This is a genomic window from Streptomyces sp. RG80 (genome assembly GCF_040446465.1).
Classification (GTDB): Bacteria; Actinomycetota; Actinomycetes; order Streptomycetales; family Streptomycetaceae; genus Streptomyces.
Genome location: NZ_JBEAAJ010000003.1, coordinates 479160 through 504154 on the forward strand (window position 1 = coordinate 479160; position 24995 = coordinate 504154).

The window sequence follows — 24995 nt, forward strand, 5'->3', positions numbered from 1 at the left end:
GCGGGGCGCGCGGGGCGCTACCCCTTCCACACCCCCGCCGCGGCGGCCTCCCGTACGAAGTCCCCGAAGTCCCGCGGCGAGCGCCCCAGCACCTCCCGGACCCCGTCCGTGAGATGCGCGTTCCGCCCGTCGAGCAGCCCCTCGAACACCTCCACCAGGAACTCCGCCTCCTCGGCCGGCACCCCGAACCCCATGAGCGCCTCCCCGTACGCCCGCGCGGGAACCGGGACGTATGTCAGCTCCCTGCCGGTCGCCCCGGCGATCTCCGCGACCGCGTCCCGGAACGACAGCAGCCGCGGCCCCGTGAGCTCCAACGTCCGCCCCACATAGCCGTCCGCGGACGTCAACGCCACCGCGACCACATCCGCGATGTCCCGCACGTCCAGGAACGGCTCCGGCACCTCACCCGCCGGGAACGCCAGCTCCCCCCGACGCAGCTCCGCCACCAGCGGCCCCTCGCTGAAGTTCTGCGCGAACCACGAGGCCCGTACGACCGTCCAGTCCGCCCCCGACGACTTCAGCGCCTCCTCGGTCGCCAGCGCCTGCGTCTCGCCCCGCGCCGACAGCAGCACCAGCCGCCGTACGCCGAGCCCGACCGCCTCCCGGGCGAGCGCCCCGACACCCTCGGCCGCCGCCGGGGAGCCGATGTCGGACGGGTACATCAGATACGCCGCGTCGGCGTCCCGCAGGGTCTCCGCCCAGGTCGTCGGGTTCTCCCAGTCGAACCCCTGGGCGCGGGACGCGGCCCGCACCTCGAACCCCGCCGCCCGTAGCGCCTCGGCCACCCGGCTGCCCGTACGACCCGAGGCGCCGGTCACCACAACTGTCTTCTTCGCCGTGTTCTCCGTCATGCCTCCAGTCAACGGCCGCCCGCCACAAGACCCCATCGCTGAACGGCTCATTCCCATAAGCGGGCGTCTACGCTGACCGGATGGACGCTCTCGCAGGTCTCCTGGAAGGCCCCCGCGCGCGGGGCGCCTTCATGATCCGAGCGTGTTTCGAACCCCCTTGGTGCGTGCGCATCGAGGACCGCGCCCCGCTCACCGTGATGCTCATGGTCCGCGGCGAGGCGTGGATCACCCCGGACGCGGGGGAGCGGGTACGCCTGCGCCCCGGCGACCTCGCCATCGCCCGCGGCCCCGACCCGTACACCTGCGCCGACGACCCCGGCACACCGCCGCAGGCGGTGATCCTGCCGGGCGCCGAGTGCAGTTACCCCGACGGGCGGTCGCTCAACGGCGTGATGGACCTCGGCGTACGCACCTGGGGCGACCGGCTCGACGGCTCGGCCGTGATGCTGATCGGCACCTATCTGTGGCAGGGCGAGGTCAGCGGGCGCCTGCTGGACGCGCTGCCGCCGCTGCTCACGCTCACCTCCGAGGTGTGGGACTGCCCGCTCACACCGTTCCTCATGGAGGAGATCGTGCGCGACGAGCCCGGCCAGGAGGTGGTCCTCGACCGACTCCTGGACCTGCTGGTCATCGCGGCGCTGCGGGCGTGGTTCTCCCGGCCGGAGGCGGCGGCACCGGCCTGGTACCGGGCGATGGCGGACCCGGTCGTCGGGCGGGTGCTGCGACTCGTCCAGGACGACCCGGCCCATCCCTGGACGGTGGCGTCCCTCGCGGCGAAGACGGGCGTCTCGAGGGCCGCGCTGGCCCGGCGGTTCACCGAGCTGGTCGGCGAACCCCCGATGACCTATCTGACGGGCTGGCGGCTGGCGCTCGCCGCGGACCGTCTCCGCGACAGCGACGCGACCCTGGAGGCCATCGCCCGGCAGGTGGGGTACGGCAGCGCCTTCGCGCTGTCCAGCGCCTTCAAACGGGTCTACGGAGTGAGCCCGCAGGAGCATCGGGGGAGGGGAGCCTAGGCACGTGTACGTCGAGAGGCCCTCCCGGCTCACCGGCGCCGTCGTCTGGACCAATACCCCGTCCGGCCCCGGCCCCGGTCGCGTCCTGCCCGACGGCTGCATGGATCTGCTGTGGCGCGACGGGCGGCTCCTGGTCGCCGGACCCGACACCCGCGCCTACGTCCCCGACGGCGAGCCGGGCCTGTGGGCGGGCGTCCGCTTCTTCCCGGGCACGGCACCGGCCCTGCTCGGGGTTGTGGCCCACGAGTTGCGCGACCGGCGCGTCGACCTCACCGACCTCTGGCCGGCCGCCGAGGTGCGCCGGCTCACCGCGCGGGTGAACGCCGCCGACGATCCGGCGAGCGGTCTCGAAGAGGTGGCGCTGGCACGGGCCGCCGATGCGGACCCGCCGGACGCGCTGCTACGACACCTCGTTGCGGCCCTCGACGCCGGGCGGCCGGTCGCCGCGACCGCAGACGAACTCGGCATCGGCGCCCGGCAGTTGCACCGCCGGAGCCTGACCGCGTTCGGGTACGGCCCCAAGACCCTCGCCCGGGTGCTGCGGCTCCAGCGGGCGCTCGGACTCGCCCGGGGCGGAGTGCCGTACGCGGAGACCGCGTTCCGGACCGGTTTCGCCGACCAGGCCCATCTCGCCCGGGACGTCCGCGAGTTGGCGGGGGTGCCGCTGACCGTGCTACTCGGCCCCGGGTAGCGGCGCGAACAGGTCGACGCCGTTGCCGTCCGGGTCCAGCAGGCTCGCGTACCGCTGGCCCCAGAAGGCGTCCCACGGCTTCAGCTCACCGTGGTGACCGGCGCCCACCAGCTCCTCGTACACCGCGTCCACCTCGGCGGGACTGTCACACCGCAGGGCGAGGCCCGTACGACCGCCGCCGCTCGGCGGCCGCCAGGCCGCGTGGAAGGAGCGCACCACGTCCTCGGTGTCCAGCAACAGCCGCAACCCGCCGGGCAGTTGGGCCTCGACATGCCCCTCGCTCTCGGCGCCCTCGGGAAACTCGAACCCCAGACGGCGGTAGAAGGCGACGGAGGCGGCCATGTCGGAGACGATCAGGCCGATGGCATCGAATCGTGGAGTCATGCGGCCACCGTAGGTGGGGTGGGGGAGGGCGGTCTTGAAGGAATCGGACGTTCGGGGGGTTCGGGGGTTCGGGGGGTTCGGGCGTTGGGGGGCGTGATGATCCGTCGCGTTGTCCACGGGGCTTCGAGGCTTCGGGCCTCGGGGTCTCGGTATCGCCTTGTCCATGAGCCCCCGGCCTCGGATCATGTCCGGATGGACGACACTCCGAGCCGTATCCCCGCCGCCGTGACCGATCTGCGCGCCGCCGCCCGGGACGCGGGGTTCACCATGTCCTGCGAGGAGCGCACCGGCAGCCTTCTGGCGGTGCTCGCGGCGACGCGCCCGGCGGGCCGGATCCTGGAGCTCGGCACCGGTGTCGGCGAGGGAGCGGCATGGCTGCTCAGCGGGATGTCCCCGGCGGCCCGTCTGGTCTCCGTCGAGCTCGACAGCGCCGTACAGGGCATCGCCCGCGCCGAGTTGGGCGCCGATCCGCGCGTCACCTTCGTGGGCGGGGACGGTGGCGCCTGGCTGGAGGAGTACGACGGCGAGCCCTTCGACCTCGTCTTCGCGGACACCTGGCCGGGCAAGTTCACCCACCTGGACCGGGCCCTGGACCTGGTGGCTTCCGGCGGCACCTATCTGATCGACGACCTCGATCCCCAGCCGGGCTGGCCCGAGGGCCACGAGGCCTCCGTCGTAGGGCTGTTGGCCGAGTTGGAGGGCCGGAAGGACTTCCGTACCGTCCGGCTGGCCTGGGCGAGCGGGCTGCTGATGGCGGTGCGCGCGGTCAGCTGAAGGTGACCGGCCCCGACGGGCTGTCCACGGTGAAGGAGAGCCCCACCGGCCCCTGGGTGAGGGTGAGTTCGGTGTCGAGGGCCGCGAGGAGGAGACGGATCTCCGCCGGGTCGGGAGCGGTCGCGGAGAGCGCGAGCAGGGGAGTGGTCGGCAGACCCGACGCGGAGGGGTGCACCGTGGTGCCCCAGTCGATGAGGAACGGCACCAGCCCGGAGGGGTGTTGGGTGTCGCCGTCCGTCAGCCGCCACTGGAGCAGGCTGCCGTCCGGTCTGCGGCGGCTCATCGGGCGCACCTCGCCCGGGTCGTACCCACGGGTGCGGGCCGTCGCCACCGCCGCGTCCAGGTCGGGCGGGCTGATCGCCCACGTCACCGTGCGCGCCGCGGTCAGCGCGTCGACGTCGAAGGGGCGCGGCCCCCGCGGCTCGGGCTGCTCCGGGTCCGGGCCGATGATCTCCAGATAGCCGGTGCCACCCAGCGACACGAGGTGGTTGCGGGTGCCGAACCCGATGTGCGCCCCGCCGGGCGCGGGCGCCACACCGGTACGCCGGGTGAAGTCGGCGACCGTCGCCGCCAGATCGGGGGTTGCGAGGACGAGATGGTCCAACCGTGCGGGAATCGTGTTCATCGTGCGGTCGAGGCTACGCAGAGCCGCCTCGGAGATGGAACACCTGTGCGGCGGGACGGCGTGTCACGAGGCCCCCGACGGGGGCCGCGCGTCCCAGCGGACCGAAAGATTTCGCACGTTTCGGCAGGTGGGAGGGGTGCCCCCGCTCGCATAGGGTCGACGGCATGGCACCGCGACTCCTCGTCCACACCCGCACCACCGGCTACCGCCACGACTCCATCCCGGCCGGCATCACCGCCCTGCGCACCCTCGGCGGCTTCGACGTCGACGCGAGCGAGGACCCGGCGGCTCTGGAACAGCCTCTCGACGCCTACGCCGCCGTAGTCTTCCTCTCCACCAGCGGCGAGATCCTCACCCCGGCCGGCCGCGAACGGCTCGCCTCCTACGTCGACTCGGGCGGCGGCTTCGTCGGCATCCACGCGGCGGCCTGCACCGAGTACGAATGGCCGTACTACGGCGAGCTGTTGGGCGCCCGGTTCGACCGCCACCCCGAGTACCAGCCCGGCAAGGCCGTGATCGAGGACCGCGAGCACCCGGCCACCCGACACCTGCCCGCCGTATGGGACTTCACCGACGAGTGGTACGACTTCCGCACCAACCCGCGTGCTTCGGTACGGGTGTTGGCCTCCGCCGACGAGTCGACGTACGACGGCGGCGGCATGGGCGACGACCACCCACTGGTGTGGTGCCGCGAACAGGGCGCGGGCCGGGTCTTCTACACGGCGCTCGGCCATGCCTCAGAGGCGTACGAGGACCCCGACTTCCGGGCGCACCTGCTGGGCGGGATCAGGTGGGCGGCCCGGCTGGAGGGTCGCGGTCCCGATCCTGGTCAGAGCTCACAGAAAACCCTTTAGGCTGCTGTCGTCGCACGGATGATCGGATCGGTGCGACAGGGGATCAGGGGATCAGGGGAGCTGGGGGACAGTGAACAACGCGGCTGACGTGTTCCAGCCACTACAGGTGGACGATCCGTCCGTGGTGGCCGGCTACCGTCTCGCCGCCCGGCTCGGCGCGGGTGGCATGGGCCGGGTCTATCTCTCGCACACGGCGGGCGGCCGGCCGGTCGCCATCAAGGTCGTACGCCCGGAACTGGCCGACGACGTCGACTTCCGGCGTCGCTTCGGCCGCGAGATCAAGGCGGCCCGGCGGGTGCGGGGCGCCTACACCGCCGAGCTGCTCGACGCCGACGCCGACGGCAACCCGCCCTGGCTGGCCACGGTGTACGTCCCCGGCCCCTCCCTCGCGGAGGCCGTCCACCGGCGCGGACCCCTGCCCGTACCGGCGGTGCTGTGGCTGATGGCGGGCGTGGCCGAGGCGCTCCAGGCCATCCACGGCGAGGGAATCGTCCACCGCGACCTGAAACCCTCCAACGTCCTCCTGGCCGCCGACGGCCCCCGGGTCATCGACTTCGGCATCTCCCTGGCCGCCGACCTCACCGCGCACACGGCCACGGGCGCCGCCGTCGGAACACCCCAGTTCATGGCGCCGGAACAGGCGGTCGCGGGTGCCATCACCCCGGCCACCGACGTCTTCGCGCTCGGTCAGACCGCGGCGTTCGCGGCCCTCGGCTCACCGCTGTACGGCGACGGCCCCTCGGCCACGATCCTCTACCGGATCGTCCATTCCGACCCCGACCTGTCCCGCCTCCCCGACTCGCTCCGGCCGCTGATCGAGCGGTGCCTCGCCAGGGCGCCCCAGGACCGGGCCACCCTCGCCGAGGTCGTCGAGTGGTGCCGACAGCGGCTCGGCCGGGACGCGGACGCGGGCGGCGGACCGGCGGTGTGGCAGGAGATCACGGGACCCGAGGTGACGGTCCCGGCTCCGGTACCCGACCCGACGCCCGTACACACGATGCCGCTGATCGCGCCGGCGCGGGCGACGGTACCGGTGGTGCCGGGGCAGGGGGGTGGGCGTCGTCGTATGGCACTGATCGCGGGCGGGCTTGTGGCTGCGTGCGCGCTGCTGGTGACGGGGCTGGTGTGGAAGGTCGGGGGAGGGGCGGACGGGACCGTCCAAGGGCGGGGCACGGCCACGTTCTCCTCGACGCCGGGTGCGACGGCGTCGGGGCGGGCGGCGGGGGCGTCGGCGTCGGCTGGGACGGACACGGAGGTCGAGGATGCGGCGGAGGAGTCGTCGAGTTCCGCCTCGGCGGTGGCTGGTCAGCCGCAGGTGAAGCAGGCGTTCTCCCCTGTGAGCCTGAACGAGAAGAACTCCCTGTACATCGATATCGAGAAGCCGAGAACGCGCGAGGACCGCAAGGGGGATATTCGCTTCACCTGCGAAGACTTCAGCTGCTCGTTGCAGAGCAACAACAGCCAGATCGTCCAGGTGCTGACCCCTCCTGGCACCACCTACAAGGACTGCAAATTCCTTCTCACCGGCGCCACGGGTCCCACGTACCGCGACTTCTCGTTGGCTGCCGCGGCGGCCGGCACCGAGTTCTGCATCAAGCATCGCTCCGGAGAGATCGCCCTGTTCGTGGTTCTGGTGAAGTCGACCGCACTGTGGGACTCCCCTGGAGTCAGCTTTGTGCTGGGGGACCTGACGGTCTGGCGGGCCACCTAGGCCCGCACCGGCCCCGTACTAGCCCGCTCCACCAACCGCGTAGACAACTCCGTCCGCGTCCCCTCCGGCCTCTTCCCCTCCATCATCCGCACCAGCAGCCGGGTCGCCGTGGCCGCCATCTCCGACAGGGGCTGTCGGACGGTGGTGAGGGCGGGGGAGGCCCAGCGGGCTTCCGGTAGGTCGTCGAAGCCGACCACGCTGATGTCGTCGGGGATGCTCAACCCCCGTTCCGTCAGGGCCTCGTAGACGCCGAGCGCCATCCGGTCGGAGCAGACGAAGACGGCCGTGGGCGGCTCGGGCAGGTCGAGGAGTTCCAGCATGCGTTCGCGGGCGACGGACTCGTCGAACCCGGCATGGCGGATGTACTCCGGGCGCTGGCGCACCCCCGCCGACGCGAGCGCCGACCGGTAGCCGGCCACCCGAGCGGTGCTGCACATCTTGCGCCGGTGCCCCGCGATCACCGCGATCCGCTCATGGCCGAGCGCCAGCAGATGCTCGGTGGCGGACAGTCCGCCCTGCCAGTTCGCCGCGCCCACCGACACCACGCCCGCAGGCGGTTCGACCACGGGGTCGATCATCACGAACGGGATGCGGTGCTGCTCCAACCAGGCGTACTGGGACGCGGTCAGCTCGGCCAGGTTGAACAACACCCCTGACGAACCACGGGCGATGAGCTTGTCCAGCCAGCCCCGCTCGGGCCGGTCGTACCGCTTCCGCGTCAGCCCGGCCGACACCACGACCTCCAGGCCCGCGTCGTGCGCGGCCTCCTCCACACCGTGCAGGACCGCCCCCGACCAGGAACTGTTCAGCGAGTGCACGACGAGGTCGACCAGGGCCGGCGGTTTCGCCGCGTCGAACCGGGGTCTGCGCACATAGCCGAGCCGGTCCAGTGCTTCCGTGACCCGGCGGCGGGTCTCGGGCGCGACGTCCTCCCGGCCGTTGACGACCTTGGAGGCGGTGGGCACGGACACCCCCGCCTCCCGCGCCACGACGGCCAGCGTCGGCCCGGCCGCCACGCTCGCACTCCCCGTACGGACCATCGGGAACCACCTCTCCGGCCCGCCCGAGGGCCATGGAAAGCTTTCGTCCTAGGCTGGATAGTAAGCGCTTCCTACCCTAGGTTCGCCGCGGAGAGTCGGGAAGAGGCCGAGGACTACCAGCAGATCAGCCGGAACCCCGTGAAATCGGCGCTGAACGCCGCGTCGACGAGGTCCACGGAGTGGATGCCGGCCATCGATCCGGTGAAGCGGAGCCGGGAGCCGAAGTCGTCGGAGAGCGTGCTGAAGTCGAGCGGTTCGCCGACCGGGACACGCAGGCCGCCGCGGACGTACCAGAACCGCGCCTCGGCGCCGTCGACCGTCACACCGAGGGTCAGCGGCGCGCCCGCGTCGACCTCCACGACCGCCACCTGCCGGGTGTCGGACTCCGTGCGCTCGACGAGGCTGAGCACGGTACGTCCGCCGCCGCGCCACTGCTGCCCATGCTGCCCCTCGCCCTCGGGCTCCGCCCAGGTCAGGTCCAGGCTCAGATAGGCCTCGGCGTTGTACCGGAGCACGAGACCGGCGGCCTGGGTGAAGGTGTCGGGCCGCGCGTCGACGGTGACCTCGGCCTCCGCGCGGTGCTCAGTGATGCGCTGGGCGAGCAGACTGTGCGCCCACCGGGACTCCGGTCCGTGCCGGCCACGCAGCCGGATCCAGCCCGGGCGGGCGGTGGTGTCGGCCCAGGACGCGTCGACGGGTGCGCGCAGTGTGCTCCACGGCCACCCCAGCGGTTCGTCGGCCTCCGCCAGCGGCAGCTCATGCCGTCGCGTCGGTACGTCGACCTCCACCGCCGGATGATGTCCGCCGTGCCGCAGCCGCGGCCACCCCTCCTCGTCCCAGACCACCGCCTGGATCGCGGTCTCCCGCCCGAGCGGACACCGGCGACCGTCGACCGTATGCAGTGGACGGGCGGCGAGATGACTCAGCACCCAGTCGCCGCCCGCCGTCCGCACCAACTCCGCGTGCCCCGCCTTCTGCAACGGCACCGTCGGGTCGTCCCGGGTCGTCATCAGGGGCCGGGTGTCCACCTCGTACGGCCCGGTCAGCGCGCGGCTGCGGGCCACCAGCACCCCGTGCTCGAAACCGGTGCCACCCTCCGCCAGCACCAGGTAGTACCAGCCGTCCCGCTCCAGCAGCTTCGGGCCCTCGACGAGCCGTCCGTGCTGGAGCAGCAGGTGGGTGTCACCGACGCGCTCCAGGCTCTCGCGGTCCAGCTCGGTGGCCATGATCCCGGCGAAGCGCTGACCGCCCGGGCGGCAGTCGTTCTGGAGGTTCAGCAGCCACAGCCGGCCGTCCTCGGCGTGGTACAGCGCCGGGTCGAAGCCATGGCTCGCGACCCGGCGCGGGGCCGTCCACTTGCCGGCCGCCTCCGTCGCCGTACTGATGTAGGTGTCCACGTCGAAGTACGGCGTGCCGACCGAACGGACCACGGAGTACACGATCCAGAAGCGCTCCCCGTCCCAGCTCAGCGACGGCGCCCAGATGCCGCCCGAGTCGGGGACCCCGGCCAGCGAGTCGCCGGGGACGGCGCCGCGGACGTGGCCCGCGTACTCCCAGTGCGCGAGGTCGCGGGAGCGGTGGATCGGGATGGTCGGGAACCACTCGAAGGAACTGGTCGCCACGTAGTACCAGTCGCCGACGCGGACCAGCGACGGGTCCGGGGCGAAGCCGCGGATGACCGGGTTGTGCAGCAGCGTCACGTCAAGGCTCCTGGTGCGAGGGTCACTTGAGGGCGCCCATGGTCACGCCGCTGCGCCAGTAGCGGCGCATCGCGACCATCATGATCGTCATCGGGATGATGGAGAGCAGGGCGCCGGTCAGGACCAGACTGGTGAGGTCGATGCCGGACTCCGCGCGCTTGCCGGACCAGTTGTACAGACCCAGGTTGAGGGTCCAGTTCTCCTGGCCGCGCAGCACGGTGAGCGGGAGGAAGAAGGCGTTCCAGGTGTTCACGAAGGCCAGCAGGAACACCGTCGCGCCACCCGTCGTCATCATCCGCAGCACGATGCTGAAGAAGATCCGCAACTCGCCGGCGCCGTCGATACGAGCGGCCTCCAGGAGCTCGTACGGGATGGTGGCTTCTGTATACACCTTGGCGAGGTAGACGCTGAACGGGCTGATCAGACAGGGGATCAGCATCGCCCAGGGAGTGTCGACCAGGCCGATCTCCGAGAACAGCAGATACAGCGGGAGCGTCAGCAGGGCGATCGGGATCAGGAACGAGCCGACCACACACGCGAACACCAGGCCCCGGCCCGGGAAGTCGAAGCGGGCCAGGCCGTAGCCCGTGGCCAGCGCGACGAGCGTGCCGCCGAGGGAGCCGACACCGGCGTACAGGAACGAGTTGAACGTCCAGCGCAGGAAGATGCCGTCGTCGTAGGTGAACACCTGGTGGACGTTGTCCCACAGATGCCAGCCGGAGAACCACAGGCCGTTGGACTGGTACAGGCCCGTGCGGTCCTTGGTGGCGGCGACGATCAGCCACCACACCGGGAACAGGCTGTAGACACTCGCCATGATCAGGCCGACGAGCAGGAACCGCTGACCGCCACGTGAACGGGCCCTGGGATCAGGGCGGTTGAGGCGGCGCACGGCGGACGCCTCGGCGGACCGCTTGGGGGATTCGGTGGTCGTGGCCATCAGTCGGCCTCCCTCGAGGTGAGCCTGTAGAAGAGGAAGGAGGCGACACCGAGGATCAGCGCGAGGAGCACCGAGAGCGTCGCGGCGTAGTGGTAGTTGGCGGCGTTGAACGCCTGGTTGTAGATGATCATGATCGGGGTGAAGCTGTCGTCGACCGTCTCCGGAGTGATGTTCCGGAACAGCGCCGGCTCGTTGAACAGCTGGAGCATCTGGATGATCGAGAGCATGCCGGTCAGCACCAACGCGCCCCGTACGAACGGGATCTTGATGCTCAGGGCGATGCGCCACTCGGTGGCACCGTCGAGACGCGCGGCCTCGAAGAGCTCACGCGGCACACCTTGCAGCGCCGAATAGATGATCACCATGTTGTAGCCGATGCCGTGCCAGGTCAGCAGGTTGCCGATGGACGGCCACACCATCGACGGCGCGAAGAAGTTCCACTGGAAGCCGAAGAAGTCGCCGAGCGGGGTCAGCGGGCCGACGTCCGGGCTGTACAGGTTGATCCACACGATCGCCGCCACCACCCCGGGGATCATGTACGGCACCAGCAGCATGACCCGGAACCGGCCGGCGATCCTCGCCGTCACCGCGTCGAGCAGCAGCGCCAGCACCAGGCTGATCAGTAGCATCACCGGGATCTGGACCAGGGCGAAGAGCACCACCCGCAGCACCGAACCCATGAACTTGGAGTCCGTCAGGCCCTGTTGGTAGTTGTCGAAGCCGGAGAACTCGTCGGTGGTGCCGCCCAGGCCCAGACCGGAGGACTGCGAACGGTACAGCGACTGGTAGAAGGCGTACCCGATCGGCAGCAGATACAGGAAGACGAAGCCGAGCTGGAAGGGCACCGTGAAGGCGGCACCCTTCCAGCGCAGTGAGCGAATCATCGGGATGTGCCTCAGCCCTTGACGTTGATGCCGCGGGACTTCAGGTCCTTGACCGTCCACTCCTGCATGTGGGCCAGGAGTTCGGTGACCGTCGTCTCCTTGCTGACGACCTTGCCCCACTGGCTCTGCAACTCCGTGAACATCGCGGTCCAGTTCGGACCGAACGTCCAGTCCGTGGTCACGGTGTTCAGGCTGTCCTTCACGATCTGCTGGGCCGGCGTGTAGTTCTTGCCGAGCAGCTTCTCGGAGATCGCCTCGGGCACGTAGGAGTCACTGTCGGCCAGCGCCGGCATCACACCGCTGCCGGTCTCCGGGCTCGCCATGGTCTTGACCGCACCGGTGTCCGTGGACATCCACAACGCCGCCTCGGCGGCCTGCTCCTGGTGCTTGCACTGCTCGGACACCAGCGTCAGGTTGCCGCTCTGGTTGGTGCCCGCCGGCGTCTTGGGCGCCTCACCGGCGAACGTGGGCCAGGGGGACAGGGCCCAGTCGCCGAAGGACTTGGTGAAGTTCTGCACCATGCCGGACATCTGCCAGGTGGAGATCTGCCGGGTCGCGGTGTCGCCGTTGTCGAAGCTGCGCTGTACGGCCGCGTAGTCGGCGAAGGACAGCTTGGCGTTGAGGTCGTTGTCGATGATCTCCTGGATCACCTTCGCGGCCTTGAGGCTGCCCGCGTCCTGGAAGTCCACCTTCCAGGCGTCGCCGTCGATGGCGTACCAGTGCGCGCCCGCCTGCATGGCGAGCACCTCCAGGGTGCTCGGGTCCTCACCGGCGTAGTTGGTGATCTTGATGTCGTGCTTCTTGAGGACCTTGCCCGCGGCGATGAACTCGTCCCAGGTCGTCGGGGCCTTCAGGCCGTACTTCTTGAAGATGTCGGTGCGGTAGATCGTGAACGCGGGCGCCGAGGCGGTCGGCACGCCGTAGACCTTGCCCTGCACCTGGCCGGACGCCCACGAGCCGGAGTTGAACTTGCTCTTGCTCGACTCGACGTACTTGGTGATGTCGGCCAGCGCGCCCTGCGCGACCCAACTCGTCACGTACTCGCCGGTGTTCTGCAGCAGACAGGGGGCGTTCTCGGCCTTGACGGCGTTGCTCAGCTGCTTCTGCATGGTCAGCTGGTCGGTGATCTTCGTGTACTTCAGCTGGATGTCCTTGTGGGAGGCGTTGAACGCCTTCACCACGGCCTCCTGGCCGTTGGCCCAGCCCCAGAAGTCGAGGGTGACCGGACCGGAGGAGTCGGACCCGGAGTCTCCCGAGTCGGAACCGCCACAGGCGGCGAGCAGACCCGTCAGCGCGATACCCGCGACGGCGGCTTGGGCGAACCTTCTCCTGCGGCTGGTGAAGTTCATCTGACCGTGTTCCTTCGGAAAGTAGGGCGTCTCGGAACGAGGACGGCGGCTCGGGGGCTAGCAGGCCGGGAACGGCGGCCGGAATCCGCGGCTCGCGGTTGAGGGGGGTCGGCCAAGCGGAAGCGGTAGTAAGCGGTTGCTGGGACGGTAGGACGACGGGTCATCCCATAGCAAGAGGTGCGCGGAAATTTGTTACGCCGGGTTGTCCGTCACGTTATGTCGAGGCGCGCCCTAACCCGTCGTCGATCTTTAGATGTATGCGCAGCTCAGAGCGGGTGGCTCGGGCCCCTCCCAGGGCCCGGCGGACCTGCCGCGCGGTTCGGCGGAACCACGAAAAAACCTTTGGAAAACGCTTACGAAACGATCGCTCCCGCAGCGCTTCCAAACCGCTCCCGCACGCGGATCACGCGCGCGGAGCGGGCGGTCGGACGGAGTTGCGTACGACGACATGGGTGCCCAGCACCAGATGGTCGCCGTCGCCCTTACGACGGCCGGCGCCACCCTCGCGCCGGTCGGCGACCGCACGCAGCGCGACCCGGCCCATCTCCTCGTACGGCACATGCACGGTGGTCAGTTGAGGCGTCAGCTGGGACGCCAGCGGAATGTCGTCGTACCCGACGATCGACACGTCCTCCGGCACCCGCAGCCCGGCCGCCCGCAGCGCCTGCATGGCACCCGCGGCGACCACATCGGTCCCGGCCAGCACCGCCGTGAAGTCGAGCCCGTCCCGCAGGCCCTCCTGGACGGCGCTGTAACCGTGCTCGTAGTCGTACGTACCGTGCCGCACCATGCCCGGGTCGAAGGGCACCCCGTACGCCTCGAAGGCCCGCCGCGCCCCGGTCAACCGGCCCTGCGCGGTGGTGAGTTCGGAATGACCCGGCAGCACCAGGACCCTGCGGTGCCCGGCGGACAACAGATGGCTGGCCATCGCGTACGCGCCGCCCTCGTTGTCGTAGTCGACCGTCGTGGCCGGCACATCGCCCTCCAGCGGCGGCCTGCCCACCAGGACGAGATGCGATCCGGCCGCGTCCAGCGAGCGGGCGAACCGGGCCATGCGCAGCTGGTACTCGTCGTAGTCGTAGGCACCGCCGAGCAGCACCACCGCGGCCACGCCCTGCTGGCGCATCATGTTGACCAGCGCGAGCTCACGCTCGGGGTCGTCACCCGTCGTCCCGACCAGCGAGAGCCAGCCCCGCAGCGTCGCCGCCCCCTCGACACCCCTCGCGACATGGGCGAACGCGGCGCCGGTGATGTCGTTGATGAGGATCGCCACGGTGGGCGTACCCCCGCCGGCCAGCGAACGGGCGTGGGCGTTGGTGACGTAGTCGAGGTCCCCGACCACCTTCATCACCCGGCGCCGCAGCTCCTCCGAGACCGGGTAGTTGCCCGACAGCACGCGGGAGACGCTGGCGACGGAAACACCCGCCCGCTCCGCGACATCCCGGATGGTGGCCCGTCCGGCGTCGCCCGAAGCCTTGCGCTGACTCACCCTTGGGGCTCCTTCACCGTCGCGATCACCGCACCGGGGGAACACCGGTCGGGGGGCCGGCCGAGCGCCGGTGCGGAAAACCGTATCCCATTGTTTCCGTGGCCCGGGAGGCGCCGGAAACCAGGGGCGAACGGCACCTGCCCCCCAAGAGCCACTGTCTGCGGGCCAACGGCCGTGAGGGAGCCGTAGGGGCGCGCCGGAGGCGAGACGGCGAACGCGCGGAGGCGCGAAGCGCCGAGCACGATCGCCGTCTCGACACCGGCACAAAGCGCCCCGGAGGCGACCGAACCGATGTGGTGCGGGCGCGTGGTGGCGACTGGGCTGGGGGACGGGTGGTGCGGGCGCGGGGTGTTGGAGGGCTTGGGGGACAGGTGGTGCGGGCGTCTGGTGCCGGAAGGGCCGGGTAAAAGGCGGCCCGGAATCCGCCGGGTGCCTTCACGCGACACGGGTCAGATCCGTGTGCCGCACCTCGTGGACCAGGTCCCCGCCGGCCGCGAGCCGTTCCAGTTCCTCGACCACGATCCGTCCGAGTCTCTCCAGTTCGTTGCCCAGAGACCCGGCGATATGAGGGGTGAGGAACACGTTCGGCAGCCGGTACAGGGGTGAGCCGGCCGGCAGCGGCTCTGGCTCTGTGACGTCGAGTACCGCATACAGTCGACCGGACACCAGCTCGTCGGTCAGCGCCTCCGGGTCGATGAGCGCTCCCCGGGAGGTGTTGATCAGCACGCCGCCGTCCCGGATGAGTGCCAGCCGCCCGGCGTCGAGCATGCGGTAGGTCTCGGGGATGTCCGGGGCGTGCAGGCTGACGATGTCGCACTGGCTCAACAGGTCGTCCAGTGCGACGAGTTGGGCCCCGAGCACGGTGGCCTCGGCGGGGCTCACATACGGGTCGTGGAGCAGGACCGTGAAGTCGAAGGGCCGCAGCAGCTCCAGCAGCCGGCGTCCCACCCGCGAGGCGCCGATGACGCCGATGCGGCGACCGACGTTGCCGATGTGCGCGGTCTCGGCGGGCGGCGGATAGGCGTGGGTGGCGCGGAACCGCTCGCGGTGGGTGAAGGCGTCCTTCCCGGCGAGCAGGATCATCGCGAGGGTGTACTCCGCGACCGGTACCGCGTTGCCGGTGACCGCGCTGGAAACGCTGATGCCGCGTTCCCACAGCGCCTCGCCGACCAGTGAGCGGACGGAGCCCGCCGCGTGCAGGACAGTGCGCAGCCGGGGCGCGGCGGCGAGGACGTCGGCGTCGAGGTTCGGGCAGCCCCAGCCGGTGATGAGCACGTCGGCCGTGGCGAGCGCCTCGGCCGCCGCGGGATCGGTGAAGTCCCGCAGGACCAGGCCGGGGTCGAGGTCGGCCGCCTGTCGCAGCCGGGCCATGAGCGCCGGGGGGAACAGCAGGGGGAGGTGCACCGGGTCCATCGCGAACACGGCCCGCGGCGGCTGGAGCGGCTGGGGGCTTGGCATGGGTCTCCTGACGGGCTGGGCGAAACGGAGGAAACATTTTCTGAAAGCGCCTTCTACCGTAGATCTGCCGAGAAGCGGCGGTCAATCGCTACGGCGGACCGGGGTGTGCGGATGGGTGAACTCGCCTGAGTGGAGCCGTATTCAGCCACGTCACGGCAGTGGCTGCGGGCGGGGCCGCGGAAACGCCGAGGATCGAGGCGATGGGCACCAATGTCGAGGCTGTCGTCCTTGGTCCCGCTCTGCTGCGAAATCGGTTACCGCGTTTTCCTGCCTGACGACAGGCTGCTGGACTGCGTTCGGCAACCGGTTCCCATCAAGGAGGCCTTGGAAACCCCGACGGGAGCCATCAGGCAGAGATGGTCACGCCGTTGTCCGACTGGCGTGAGGTGGTCGGCGTGATGGTCGGGCCGCTCTTCCCCCGGGCGGGTCCGGTCTCGTCCCGGGGTGTCGTAGGTCATCGCCTCCGACGCCATCCACCTGGGCTTTTATCGACATCCGCACCTCTCCACGGGTGTCATGGAGGTTACACAGTCTTTTCGAAAATCCGTCGAGACCCTTGACGCGCTTTCCGGACAGGAAGAAGCTCTGCCCACCGCATAGCAACCGGTTGCCCAGCAAGTTGTCCAACGGGTTGGCCAGTCGGTTGCCCCAGCCGTTGCCCGGCCATCGTGGTCGTCCCGCCGATTCATGATCGAGATGTCGAACAAACCCAGAGCAGGAGGTGGTGCGTCGATGCGCCCCCATGCCGGTGCCTCGCACCCCCATGCCGGTGCCCCCCTGAGCCGCCGCCGGTTCGTAGGTCTCTCCGCCGGCGGTGCCGTGGCCGGCGCGGCGGCGTTGAGCGGCTGCGCCATGCAGGTGTCGTCCGGGGTCGGCGGACCGGGCGAGACCGTCACCGTGATGGTCAACTCCGGCGACATCCTGCCGGAGCAGGTCAAGGCGGCGAAGAAGGCCCTCGGCATCAAGATCGCCCTGGTCAAGTACGACATCACCAAGCTGATCGCCATGCTGACCAGCGGCAACCCGCCCGACCTGGTGCGCGGAGTCGGCGCCGTCGACCTGCCGTTCTTCGCGGCGCGGGACGTGGCCGAGAACCTGGACCCGTACTTCGCCCGGAGCGGCGTCCTCAAGCCCGCCGACCTGGACCCCGTCAACGATCTGTGGCGCTACGACGGCCGCACCCAGGGCAAGGGCCCCCGCTACGGCATGGCGAAGGACTTCTCGCAGGACTCGATGTACTGGTACAACACCGCGGCCTTCGACAAGGGCGGGGTCGACCTGCCGCCCGAGACCGATCCGGTCACCTACGAGGAGTGGCTGGAGACCGCCAAGCGCCTGGTCCAGCGCAAGAGCGGCCAGACCACCGTCTTCGGCGGTAGCTTCAGTGGTCTCACCCGGTCCACACTCCTGTCGACGATGACGGCCTCCGCCGGCGGCAGCCTCTTCAACGACGACTTCTCCCGCGTCGACTTCACCACCCCCGAGGCCCGCAAGGCGCTCGCCTGGTACATCGACTACTGCAGGACCAAGGTCGGGCCGAGCCTCATCCAGCCCGACCCCAACGGCTGGGACGGCCCCACCTACCAGGCCGGGCGCATGGCCATGTCGAACTCCGGCTACTGGCTCGGCGGCATGATCTACCCCGACAAGAAGCTGGCGGACGTGTCCCGGCTGGCGCCCGCCCCGATGTTCGCGGGCGGTCAGCGCGTCAGCGCCTGCCAGGGCGGCACCGGACTGTGGATGCCGCGCGCCGCGAAGAACAAGGACGCCGCCTGGCGGGTCTTCGAGTGGTTCTTCGGCGAGGAGCCGGCCAAGGCACGCGCCTCCGGCGGCTGGGGAATCCCGACGCTGAAATCGCTGCGTTCTCTGATGCCGGCTCAGGAGGAGTACCAGAAGCGGGTGTTGAAGGTGCAGAACAACGAGCTGAAGCACTTCTCCGTGGTCTCCTTCACTCCCTACTCCCGGGCGGACGCGATCGACGCGCTCTTCAACCAGGTCGCCCCGGCCGCGATGAACGGCCAGATCTCCGTCGACACCCTCGCCGGGCGCCTCAACTCGACCATCAACGAACAGCTCAAGCGCGGTAAGGAGCAGGTGGAATGACGGTCGATCAGATCTCTGCCGTCGCGGACCGGCCCGACGCCGGCGCGGGTGCCGGGCGTAGCTCGGCGGCCGGCGGGCCACGGGTCACCATGACCGCACGCCGGCACCGCGCGTTCTACATGTTCACCTCGCCCTGGATCATCGGCTTCCTGCTGCTGACCGTGGCGCCGATGGCGTACGCGCTGTGGCTGAGCTTCACCACGTTCGACGGCATCTCGCCCAACTGGAAGTACGTCGGCCTCGACAACTACCGCGAGCTGCTGAACGATCCGGTCACCTGGGACTCGCTCGGCCGTGCCGGTCTGTTCGCGGTGACGTCGGTTCCGCTGTCGATCGCCGCCGGCCTCGCCCTCGCCGTCCTGGTCAACCGGCCCCTCAAGGCACGCGGTCTGTTCCGCACCCTGCTCTATGTGCCCGCGGTCGTGCCGCCGGTGGGCGCGGGTATCGCCTTCAAGCTGCTCTTCGACCAGAACTCCGGTGCCACCAACGGTGCGTTGACCTTCTTCGGCTTCGACGCCGTGGGCTGGCTCGCCGACCCCTACGCCCGTTACGTGCTGCTGATGACGGTGCTCTGGGGCGCCGGAAACATCATGATCATCTCGCTGGCGGGGCTCCAGGACGTACCCAGGGAGCTCCACGAGGCGGCCCGGATCGACGGGGCGAGCGCCTGGCGCACCTTCCGCAGCATCACCGTGCCGCTGCTGTCGCCGGTCCTGCTCTTCCAGACGGTCACCGGGATGATCGCCTCGGTGCAGACCATCATGCCGCTGCTGCTGGCCCCGCTCGGCGACACGAGCGGCATCACCACGGTCCCGCAGTCCAACTACCTGTACATGATGCACGTGTTCGCGCAGTACTTCGCGCTCGGCCGCTACGGCTACGCCTCCGCACTGCTGTGGGTGCTCTTCGTCCTGATCCTCGTCGTGACCGGACTCATCTTCAAGTTCACGTCCGGCGCCGTGTTCTACAACGTCGACCCGGAGGCGAAGAAGAAGTGACCACCACCGCCCTGCCGCCCAAGGCCGCCGAGTCCGCCAGGTCCGCGAAGTCCTCGCCCACCGACATACGCGTGCGGATACGCGCCAAGCGCCTCGTCCTCTACACGGTCCTCGTATCCGTCACCGGCCTGTTCCTCGGCCCCTTCGGCTGGCTGATCCTCTCCGGCCTCAAGACCCAGGGGGAGTTGGCCGCCTCACCCGTGCACTGGCTGCCCGACGCCTTCCAGTGGCACAACTTCTCCGACGCCTTCACCCAGATCGACTTCCTCGGCTACGCCCGCAACTCCCTGGTCATCGCCCTGATCTACGCCACCCTGGTCACCCTGAGCTCGGCCTGGGTCGGCTTCGGGTTCGCCCGGCTCGACGCACCCGGCAAGAAGGTGCTGTTCGGCGTGCTGCTCGGTTCGATGATGCTGCCGCAGATGGTCACCCTGCTGCCCACCTATCTGATCTTCGCCAAGCTCGGCATGGTGGACACGTACTGGCCGTGGGTGCTGTGGGGCCTGTCAGCGGCCCCGTATCTGGTCTTCCTCTTCCGGCAGTTCTTCGCGGGACTGCCGCGTGAGCTGGAGGAGGCCGCGATCGTCGACGGCTGCGGGTACGCGTCGATCTTCTGGCGGATCTTCCTGCCGCAGTCCTGGCCGGTGCTGTCCGCGAGCTTCATCATCGCCTTCACCTGGACCTGGGGCGACTACATCGCCCCGCAGTTGCTGCTGTCCACCGACCGCACCACGCTCGCCGTGGCCGTGATGACCGCCTACGTCAACGACGGCGGCACACCGGTGCCCGAACTCCAGGCCGCCGCCTCGGTGATGTACGTCGTCCCGATCCTGCTGATCTTCCTCGTCGCCCAGCGCGGATTCGTCGCCGGCATGTCCACCAGCGGCCTCAAGTGACCTTCCGTATCCCTCATCTCCCCGCTTACTGAAGGAACTTCTCCATGAACGAGACCCAGAGCTCCGGCCTGTCCCGGCGCACCCTCCTGCAGGCCGCCGGTGCCACCGCCGCCGCGTACTCGCTCATCGGTGCCACGGCCGGCACCGCGAGAGCGGACGACGCCGCCGCCCCCACCGACAAACTGGTGGTGTACCCGATCCCGAGCGGGGTGCCGACCAACTCGGCGTTCACCGTCAAGGCCCGTACGGCGGGCGGCGATTGGCAGACCGTGCCCGTCTACCGCGCCCGGGCCAAGCAGATCGACGCCAACACCGGCAGCGGCCCCGTCTTCAACTCCTCTGTCGCCACCTTCGACTTCAAGGGCACCGTCGAGGTCGCCGTCACCTCCGCCAAGGGCGCCATCGGCACGGCACGGATCCGCCCGCTGTCGTACGACACCCAGTTCACGGTGGACGGCGACACGGTGACCTTCACCCTCACCCGGCCGCGCAACCTCTCCATCGAGATCGACGGTGAGATCTTCAACAACCTCCAGCTGCACGCCAATCCGATCGAGACCCACGTCCCCGACCCGGACGACCCGGACGTCGTCTACTTCGGCCCCGGCCTGCACAAGACCACCGACAACGTGATCCAGGTGCCCAGCGGCAAGACCCTCTACCTGGCCGGCGGCGCCGTGCTGACCTCGCGGGTGGAGTTCGCGAGCGTGGAGAACGCCCGGCTGATCGGCCGCGGTGTGCTCTACAACTCGGTGAACGGCATCCTGGTCAACTACTCCAGGAACATCGAGATCGACGGCATCATGGTGCTCAACCCGAGCAGCGGCTACTCGCTCACCGTCGGCCAGTCCAAGCAGGTCACCGTCCGCAATCTGCACTCCTACAGCCATGGCCAGTGGGGCGACGGCATCGACGTCTTCTCCAGCGAGGACGTCCTCATCGAGGGCGTCTGGATGCGCAACTCCGACGACTGCATCGCCATCTACGCCCACCGCTGGGACTACTACGGCGACTGCCGCAACATCACCGTCCGCGACTCCACCCTGTGGGCGGACGTCGCGCACCCCATCAACGTCGGCACACACGGCAACACCGACAAGCCGGAGACCATCGAGAACCTCGTCTTCAGCAACATCGACATCCTCGACCACCGTGAACCGCAGATGGACTACCAGGGCTGTATCGCGCTCAACCCCGGTGACAGCAACCTGCTCAGCAACGTCCGGGCCCAGGACATCCGGGTCGAGGACTTCCGCTGGGGCCAACTCATCAACATGCGGGTCATGTTCAACAAGTCGTACAACACCTCCGTCGGCCGCGGCATCGACGGTGTGTTCATCCGCAACATGACCTACACCGGCACCCACGCCAACCCGTCCGTCATGGTCGGCTACGACGCGGACCACGCCATCAAGAACGTGACGTTCCAGAACCTCGTCATCAACGGCAAGATGATCGGCAACGGGATGAAGAAGCCCGGCTGGTACAAGTTCACCGACATGATGCCGGCGTACGCCAACGAGCATGTGATCAACCCCCGGTTCCTGAACCCCACCGAGGCGACCTCCACCGCGAAGCCCTCGATCACCAGCCCGGACAAGGCCACGGCCACGAAGAACCAGGTCTTCAACTACCTGATCACGGCAAGCGAGTTGCCGACCTCGTTCGCCGCCGAGAACCTTCCCAAGGGTCTGTCGATCGACACCGCCACCGGTCTTGTCTCCGGCCGGATCAGGGACAACGTCGGCGGCTGCACCGCCACCGTCTCGGCCACCAACAGCGTGGGAACCGCGACGCAGACCGTCACCTTCACCGTCGAGCACGCGTGACGCGGAGCCTGAGAACCACCATGGAGTCACCCGTGTTTCCCCTCAGCCGACGCAACTTCCTCGGCGCGGCGGGCCTCGTGGTCGCGGCCGGCGGCGGACTGCTGTCCGCCTCCGCCGCGGCGGCCCAGGCCCAGACCCAGGACGCCGGCGCCGCGCCCCGCGACTTCGCCCACCCCGGCCTGCTGCACAGTGCGGCCGACCTCGCCCGTATGAGGGCCGCGGTCGCAGCTCAGGAGTCGCCGGTCTACGACGGTTACCTGGTGTTCGCCGCCCACGCGCGCTCGAAGTCGACGTACACGGTCCAGAACACCGGCCAGATCACCTCCTGGGGCCGCGGCCCCACCAACTTCCAGAACCAGGCGGTCGCCGACTCGGCCGCCGCGTACCAGAACGCCCTGATGTGGTGCGTCACGGGCAACCGCGCCCACGCCGACAAGGCCCGCGACATCCTCAACGCCTGGTCGGCGTCGCTGACGATGGTCACCGGCGCCGACGGTCCGCTCGGCGCGGGCCTGCAGGTGTTCAAGTTCGTCAACGCGGCCGAATTGCTTCGGTATTCGGACTACGACGGCTGGACGGACGCCGACATCGCCCGCTGCGAGCGGTCGTTCCTCGACGTCTGGTATCCGGCGATCTCCGGTTACATGCTCTACGCCAACGGCAACTGGGATCTGACGTCCATTCAGTCCATCCTGTCCATCGGGGTGTTCTGCGAGGAACGCACGCTCTTCGAGGACGCCCTGCGGTTCGCCGCCGCCGGGGCGGGCAACGGCAGCGTCCGCAACCGGGTCATCTCGACGAGCGGTCAGGGCCAGGAGTCCGGGCGCGACCAGGGCCACGAGCAGCTCGCGGTCGGCCTGACGGGCGACGCGGCACAGGTCGCCTGGAACCAGGGCGTGGACCTGTGGGGCTTCGACGGCGACCGCATCCTCGCCAACGCCGAGTATGCGGCGAAGTACAACCTCGGCGGTGACGTCCCCTTCACCCCCGACCTCGACCGCACCGGCAAGTACATCAAGAAGACGGTCTCGGCGATCGGGCGCGCCACCCTGCCGCCGATCTACGAGATGTACTACGCCCACTACGCCGGAGTCCGCGGCCTCGACACCCCCTACACCAAGGCGGCCGTCTTCCGCGGCACCGGCGGCGCCCGCGTCGTCGAGGGCAGCAACGACGACCTCCCCAGCTTCGGCACCTTCACCTACGCCGGGACGAAGGCCCCGTCGCCGACCGTGCCGACGGCCCCGGCCGGGGTCACGGCGGTGGGTGGCGGTGACGGAGACGGTGGCGGTGGCGGCAAGAAGGTCGTCGTCGCGTGGCTGCCGTCCGCCTGGGCGACGACCTACACCGTGCGCCGGGCGACCCGCCCCGAAGGGCCGTACCAGGAGATAGCGCCGACGGTCGACGGCACAACGTATACAGACGGCAGTGTGCGCGGCGGACGCACCTACTACTACACCGTCACCGCCACCAACTCCCAGGGCGCCAGCCCCGCATCGAGCCCCGCCGCCGCGGCCGCCGGCCTCCCCGAACCCTGGGCCACCCAGGACGTCGGCGAGATGAGGGTCCCGGGCTCCGCCGCCTACGACGGCGAACGGTTCCTGCTGGAGGCGTCCGGCACCGCCGACACCTACCGCCTGGTCCATCTGCCGCTGCGCGGCGACGGCACGGTCACGGCCCGGATCGTGTTCCCGCTCAGCTCCCAGTACTCCAAGATCGGCGTCACCCTGCGCGACTCCCTCGACGCGGACGCCGCACACGCCTCGATGCTGATCCAGGGGCTGCCCCTGCACACCTGGAGCGGTGTGTTCTCGGTACGGCCCACCACCGGGGCCGCCGTCACCGGAACCGGCAGCACCCCCGTGCCGCCGACCCAGCAGCAGGCGATCACCGAGACCGCCGCCTTCCCCATCTCCAACCTCGGCACGCTGCCCGAGTCGGCGACCCCGCTGGAGGCGCCGTACGTCGAGGGCGCGGGCGACGGCTACCGGCTCCGGACGCCCTACTGGGTACGGCTGACCCGCAGGGGCCGCTGGTGCACCGGCGCCATCTCACCGGACGGCATCCGGTGGACGGAGGTCGGTCGCACCGAGGTCGCCGGTATGTCGCACACCGTATACGCCGGCCTCGTTCTCACCTCCTGCCTCGGCGTCGACGAGGAGTACGCCGAGACCGGCACCGGCGCCTTCGACAACGTCAGCGTCGTCTCCGCGACGGCCGGCGAGATCTGGTGCACACCCCGCCCGTCCCGCACCACCGCCGCGCTCAAGGCCGCGACCGGCGCCGACGCGGTGCGGCTGGCCTGGACCGACCCCGACCTCTCCGCCCGCTACAAGGTGCTGCGCGCCACCAGCTCTGACGGCCCGTTCGAGACCATCGCGACCGGTGTCGGCCCGGTCGGCTTCGGCGCCCGCCTGCGGTACAGCGATGCCACGGGCACACCCGGGACGACGTACCACTACGCCGTCGCGAAGACGAGCTGCGGCGGCCGCGGCCCGCTCTCGGACCCCGCCGCCGCGCAGATGCCGACCCCGAGCACACCCCAACTCACCTCCACCACCACGGCCTTCGCCAACCAGGGCGTTCCCTTCCGGCACCTGCTGCGCGGCTCCCACGACCCCGTACGGTTCACCGCGGACGGCCTGCCGGACGGCCTCCGCCTCGACAAACGCACCGGCCTGGTCTCCGGAACGCCCACCGAGAACGGCGAGTTCAAGGTGACGACCGGAGCCGGAAACGCGGCGGGCGACGGCACGGGCACCCTCACCCTCACCGTCGGAACACCCCCGCCCACCCCCTGGACGTACGGCGACCTCGGCGACCCCGTGCTGGACGACCGCGCCTTCGGAACCCTCGGCGTGGTCGCCATCCGCACCCCGGGCAGCACCTCGTACACCGACGGCACCTTCACCGTGCGCGGCGCCGGCGTCGACCTGACCGCCAACAACCAAGGAATGACAGGCCAGTTCGTACGACGGCCCGTCATCGGCGACTGCACGATCACCGCCCGGCTCGTCTCCCGCACGGGCGCGAGCGGCGACCGGGTGGGCCTGCTCATGGCCAAGTCGCTCTCCCCCTTCGACCAGGCCGCCGGAGCCATCGTCACCGGCGGCACCGCCGCACAGCTCATGCTGCGCACCACCGTGGCCGGAAAGTCGGCCTTCACCGGCGCCGGCACCGCCGCCACGCCCTCCCTGCTGCGACTGAAGCGCGTCGGGACCGCCTTCACCGCGGCACTGTCCACCGATGACGGCGCCACCTGGACCGACCTCGCCGGCGGCGAGATCCCCGGTTTCGGTGACGCCCCCTACTACGTGGGCCTCGTGGTCTGCTCCCGCGACCCCCTGGCCCGCTGCACCACCGAGTTCGACGAGGTGAGCATCACCCACGACTGATCCCCCCA

The 24995-nt window shown here is 70.0% G+C and carries 20 protein-coding genes; 10 read left to right on the forward strand and 10 right to left on the reverse strand.

All coding sequences use genetic code 11. The annotated features are described in order from the left end of the window. Positions 1-17: 17 nt before the first annotated feature. On the reverse strand, positions 18-851 hold the full coding sequence (locus ABKA17_RS12260) for an NmrA family NAD(P)-binding protein (protein ID WP_353692003.1): 834 nt from the start codon (positions 849-851) through the stop codon (positions 18-20). An 80-nt stretch (positions 852-931) separates the two neighbouring features. Between ABKA17_RS12260 and ABKA17_RS12265 the strand changes: the two genes are divergently transcribed. Both ABKA17_RS12265 and ABKA17_RS12270 read left to right on the forward strand, forming a co-directional pair. Next, on the forward strand, positions 932-1867 hold the full coding sequence (locus ABKA17_RS12265; RefSeq protein WP_353692004.1) for an AraC family transcriptional regulator: 936 nt from the start codon (positions 932-934) through the stop codon (positions 1865-1867). A gap of 4 nt (positions 1868-1871) precedes the next feature. Then, positions 1872-2558, forward strand: coding sequence for a helix-turn-helix domain-containing protein (locus ABKA17_RS12270; protein ID WP_353692005.1), 687 nt, complete (start codon positions 1872-1874; stop codon positions 2556-2558). Here ABKA17_RS12270 and ABKA17_RS12275 read toward each other — a convergent pair. Then, positions 2541-2942 (reverse strand): VOC family protein, encoded by a 402-nt coding sequence (locus ABKA17_RS12275; protein WP_353692006.1) that lies wholly within the window; start codon positions 2940-2942, stop codon positions 2541-2543. The genes ABKA17_RS12270 and ABKA17_RS12275 overlap by 18 nt on opposite strands. Positions 2943-3134: 192 nt before the next feature. Here ABKA17_RS12275 and ABKA17_RS12280 point away from each other — a divergent pair, with 192 nt between their 5' ends. Then, positions 3135-3716, forward strand: a complete 582-nt coding sequence (locus ABKA17_RS12280; protein WP_353692007.1) for an O-methyltransferase — start codon at positions 3135-3137, stop codon at positions 3714-3716. Here ABKA17_RS12280 and ABKA17_RS12285 read toward each other — a convergent pair. Then, entirely contained in the window at positions 3709-4341 is a 633-nt protein-coding gene (locus ABKA17_RS12285) for a VOC family protein (protein ID WP_353692008.1), read from the reverse strand. The genes ABKA17_RS12280 and ABKA17_RS12285 overlap by 8 nt on opposite strands. Before the next feature lie 164 nt (positions 4342-4505). On the opposite strand from ABKA17_RS12285, the gene ABKA17_RS12290 reads away from it, so the two are divergent. Together ABKA17_RS12290 and ABKA17_RS12295 are read left to right on the forward strand one after the other, a co-directional pair. Then, a complete protein-coding gene (locus ABKA17_RS12290) occupies positions 4506-5195 on the forward strand; it encodes a ThuA domain-containing protein (protein WP_353692009.1) in 690 nt (229 codons plus the stop codon). A 70-nt stretch (positions 5196-5265) separates the two neighbouring features. Continuing rightward, complete coding sequence (locus ABKA17_RS12295) at positions 5266-6906, forward strand: serine/threonine-protein kinase (RefSeq protein ID WP_353692010.1); 1641 nt, start codon at positions 5266-5268, stop codon at positions 6904-6906. Here ABKA17_RS12295 and ABKA17_RS12300 read toward each other — a convergent pair. The 7 genes from ABKA17_RS12300 to ABKA17_RS12330 all read right to left on the reverse strand — a co-directional run bounded on the left by ABKA17_RS12300 (position 6903) and on the right by ABKA17_RS12330 (position 15766). Further along, on the reverse strand, positions 6903-7946 hold the full coding sequence (locus ABKA17_RS12300) for a LacI family DNA-binding transcriptional regulator (protein ID WP_353692011.1): 1044 nt from the start codon (positions 7944-7946) through the stop codon (positions 6903-6905). The two genes, ABKA17_RS12295 and ABKA17_RS12300, sit on opposite strands and share 4 nt — an antisense overlap. A gap of 113 nt (positions 7947-8059) precedes the next feature. Next, the gene (locus ABKA17_RS12305; protein WP_353692012.1) at positions 8060-9646 is read right to left on the reverse strand and encodes a glycoside hydrolase family 43 protein; all 1587 of its coding nucleotides are present in this window, start codon (positions 9644-9646) and stop codon (positions 8060-8062) included. Positions 9647-9668: 22 nt separating this feature from the next. Continuing rightward, the gene (locus ABKA17_RS12310) at positions 9669-10586 is read right to left on the reverse strand and encodes a carbohydrate ABC transporter permease (RefSeq protein WP_353692013.1); all 918 of its coding nucleotides are present in this window, start codon (positions 10584-10586) and stop codon (positions 9669-9671) included. Beyond that, positions 10586-11470 (reverse strand): carbohydrate ABC transporter permease, encoded by an 885-nt coding sequence (locus tag ABKA17_RS12315; RefSeq protein WP_353692014.1) that lies wholly within the window; start codon positions 11468-11470, stop codon positions 10586-10588. Before ABKA17_RS12315 ends, ABKA17_RS12310 begins: the two co-directional genes overlap by 1 nt. Positions 11471-11481: 11 nt before the next feature. After that, positions 11482-12819: an ABC transporter substrate-binding protein gene (locus ABKA17_RS12320; protein WP_353692015.1), complete on the reverse strand. Its 1338-nt coding sequence runs from the start codon at positions 12817-12819 to the stop codon at positions 11482-11484. 403 nt (positions 12820-13222) lie between these two features. Continuing rightward, positions 13223-14308: a LacI family DNA-binding transcriptional regulator gene (locus ABKA17_RS12325; RefSeq protein ID WP_353692016.1), complete on the reverse strand. Its 1086-nt coding sequence runs from the start codon at positions 14306-14308 to the stop codon at positions 13223-13225. Between the two features lie 435 nt (positions 14309-14743). Then, complete coding sequence (locus ABKA17_RS12330; protein WP_353692017.1) at positions 14744-15766, reverse strand: hydroxyacid dehydrogenase; 1023 nt, start codon at positions 15764-15766, stop codon at positions 14744-14746. Between the two features lie 732 nt (positions 15767-16498). Between ABKA17_RS12330 and ABKA17_RS12335 the strand changes: the two genes are divergently transcribed. The 5 genes from ABKA17_RS12335 (at position 16499) to ABKA17_RS12355 (ending at position 24987) form a co-directional block, all read left to right on the forward strand. Next, entirely contained in the window at positions 16499-17869 is a 1371-nt protein-coding gene (locus tag ABKA17_RS12335) for an extracellular solute-binding protein (protein ID WP_353692018.1), read from the forward strand. Further along, positions 17866-18867: a carbohydrate ABC transporter permease gene (locus ABKA17_RS12340; protein ID WP_353692019.1), complete on the forward strand. Its 1002-nt coding sequence runs from the start codon at positions 17866-17868 to the stop codon at positions 18865-18867. Before ABKA17_RS12335 ends, ABKA17_RS12340 begins: the two co-directional genes overlap by 4 nt. A gap of 65 nt (positions 18868-18932) precedes the next feature. Further along, positions 18933-19763 (forward strand): carbohydrate ABC transporter permease, encoded by an 831-nt coding sequence (locus tag ABKA17_RS12345; RefSeq protein WP_353692328.1) that lies wholly within the window; start codon positions 18933-18935, stop codon positions 19761-19763. A 44-nt stretch (positions 19764-19807) separates the two neighbouring features. Continuing rightward, positions 19808-21592, forward strand: a complete 1785-nt coding sequence (locus ABKA17_RS12350; protein WP_353692020.1) for a glycosyl hydrolase family 28 protein — start codon at positions 19808-19810, stop codon at positions 21590-21592. 32 nt (positions 21593-21624) lie between these two features. Then, positions 21625-24987, forward strand: a complete 3363-nt coding sequence (locus tag ABKA17_RS12355) for an alginate lyase family protein (RefSeq protein ID WP_502994207.1) — start codon at positions 21625-21627, stop codon at positions 24985-24987. Positions 24988-24995: the final 8 nt, after the last annotated feature.

Excerpts from the sequence above, each read along its gene's own strand:
- ABKA17_RS12260 (WP_353692003.1), bottom strand. The coding sequence starts at position 851 with ATGACGGAGAACACGGCGAAGAAGACAGTTGTGGTGACCGGCGCCTCG.
- ABKA17_RS12265 (WP_353692004.1), top strand. The coding sequence starts at position 932 with ATGGACGCTCTCGCAGGTCTCCTGGAAGGCCCCCGCGCGCGGGGCGCC.
- ABKA17_RS12275 (WP_353692006.1), bottom strand. The coding sequence starts at position 2,942 with ATGACTCCACGATTCGATGCCATCGGCCTGATCGTCTCCGACATGGCC.
- ABKA17_RS12280 (WP_353692007.1), top strand. The coding sequence starts at position 3,135 with ATGGACGACACTCCGAGCCGTATCCCCGCCGCCGTGACCGATCTGCGC.
- ABKA17_RS12285 (WP_353692008.1), bottom strand. The coding sequence starts at position 4,341 with ATGAACACGATTCCCGCACGGTTGGACCATCTCGTCCTCGCAACCCCC.
- ABKA17_RS12290 (WP_353692009.1), top strand. The coding sequence starts at position 4,506 with ATGGCACCGCGACTCCTCGTCCACACCCGCACCACCGGCTACCGCCAC.
- ABKA17_RS12300 (WP_353692011.1), bottom strand. The coding sequence starts at position 7,946 with ATGGTCCGTACGGGGAGTGCGAGCGTGGCGGCCGGGCCGACGCTGGCC.
- ABKA17_RS12310 (WP_353692013.1), bottom strand. The coding sequence starts at position 10,586 with ATGGCCACGACCACCGAATCCCCCAAGCGGTCCGCCGAGGCGTCCGCC.
- ABKA17_RS12315 (WP_353692014.1), bottom strand. The coding sequence starts at position 11,470 with ATGATTCGCTCACTGCGCTGGAAGGGTGCCGCCTTCACGGTGCCCTTC.
- ABKA17_RS12320 (WP_353692015.1), bottom strand. The coding sequence starts at position 12,819 with ATGAACTTCACCAGCCGCAGGAGAAGGTTCGCCCAAGCCGCCGTCGCG.
- ABKA17_RS12330 (WP_353692017.1), bottom strand. The coding sequence starts at position 15,766 with ATGCCAAGCCCCCAGCCGCTCCAGCCGCCGCGGGCCGTGTTCGCGATG.
- ABKA17_RS12335 (WP_353692018.1), top strand. The coding sequence starts at position 16,499 with ATGCGCCCCCATGCCGGTGCCTCGCACCCCCATGCCGGTGCCCCCCTG.
- ABKA17_RS12340 (WP_353692019.1), top strand. The coding sequence starts at position 17,866 with ATGACGGTCGATCAGATCTCTGCCGTCGCGGACCGGCCCGACGCCGGC.
- ABKA17_RS12350 (WP_353692020.1), top strand. The coding sequence starts at position 19,808 with ATGAACGAGACCCAGAGCTCCGGCCTGTCCCGGCGCACCCTCCTGCAG.